The organism is Nocardia araoensis NBRC 100135, assembly GCF_000308435.1.
GTDB lineage: Bacteria > Actinomycetota > Actinomycetes > Mycobacteriales > Mycobacteriaceae > Nocardia > Nocardia araoensis.
This window is the reverse complement of the sequence record NZ_BAFR01000274.1, coordinates 1-1423: the sequence shown is the minus strand read 5'-3', so window position 1 is coordinate 1423 and position 1423 is coordinate 1. Positions and strand designations below refer to the sequence as shown.

General features: G+C 65.4%; 1 protein-coding gene and 1 pseudogene. Both read right to left on the bottom strand.

The annotated features are described in order from the left end of the window. Positions 1–109: 109 nt before the first annotated feature. Positions 110–430 (bottom strand): annotated as a pseudogene (locus ON21_RS40340) (group II intron maturase-specific domain-containing protein); the annotation flags it as partial. Between the two features lie 15 nt (positions 431–445). After that, positions 446–1423: group II intron reverse transcriptase/maturase (gene ltrA / locus ON21_RS40335; protein ID WP_245562794.1), on the bottom strand; the 978-nt coding region annotated here is incomplete at its 5' end.

Genomic DNA, 1423 nt, shown 5'->3' with positions numbered 1-1423 from the left:
GGTGTAGGGGTCGGACCGCAGCGCCCTGCCAGCCTTTCGGTTGATGGGTTTCTGCGGCCCGCCCTCCGAACCGACGTGCGGCTTCCACCGCATCCGGCTCTCCATGTGTTCATGCCGTTGGAGCGGGTGATCGGGCTGCCGGAGTGCTCGACCATGGCGTGGGAATCTTGGTGCCCCGGTATCGGTATCGCTCGATGGCGACCGATTCGGGCCGGAACATTTCGATTCCTCCGGCGCGGATCTGCCAGCCAGGCAGGTAGCGTCGGACCAGGGTGTGCATGTTCAGCCCGGGGTGTCGTTTGCGGAGCCAGCCGACGATCCGCCAGACGGCGAAGTGGTCGACGTATCCGAAAGTCCGCGACGACACCCCGTGGCGGAAATAGTTGCACCAGCCTCGCATCACCGGGTTGAGCCGATGCAGCAAGTCCGCGAGCGTTCGATGTCTCTAGCGGCGAGTCAGTGTCCGCACCTTGTCGATGATCGAGGCCAACGCCTTCTTCGACGGGTAGGTGTAGACAGTTTGTTTGCCGGTCCGGCTTCGCCAAGCTCGGCGCTGGATGCGCCAGCCCAGGAAGTCGAACCCCTCATCGATGTGACAGACCCTCGTCTTCTCCACCGACAGGCGCAAACCTATCGGAGCGAGCACCGTGCCGACCTCATCCCACAGCGCTTCGGCATCACTGCGTTTCCCGGCGACCATGACCACGAAGTCGTCCGCGTAGCGGACGAGTTTCATGACCGGGACGCCAGCGCGGCGACGTTTGGCGCGTGTCCAATACGGTCCGAGCGCGGCCCACCGGGCCGCGAAATGCTCGTCCAGCACGGACAAGGCGATATTGGCCAGCAGCGGTGAGAGGATCCCGCCCTGGGGTGTGCCGGTGATCGTTTCCCGGTTGTGGCCCTGTTCGGTCAGGACCCCGGCCCGCAGGAACGCCTTCACCCAACCCAGCACGCGTTTGTCCCCGACGCGTCGACGCACCCGGCCCATCAGGGCGGTGTGGTCGATTTCGTCGAAGCATGCCGTGATGTCCGCCTCGAACACCCACTCGTAGTTGCGGGCAGGTGTCGCAAGGTGGTGGATCTCGGCGATCGCGTCCTGGGCCCGGCGCTTCGGGCGGAACCCGTAGGAACACGGTTGGAAATCCGCCTCGAAGATCGGTTCGAGCACCAGTTTCAACGCGGCCTGCACGACCCGGTCCGCGGCCGTCGGGATGCCCAGGCGGCGCCGAATCTTGCCCGACGCTTTGGGAATCGCCTTCTCTCGCACCCGCTGGGGAATGAACAGGTTCGCCTTCAGATCATGTCGCAGACACTCCAGCAGTTCCTCAGCGCCGAGGCCGACCGATCGCGGTGCGATCCCATCGACCCCGGCGGTTCGTGCGCCCTTGTTGCCCCGCACCCGCGCCCATGCCACCAGCAGGAA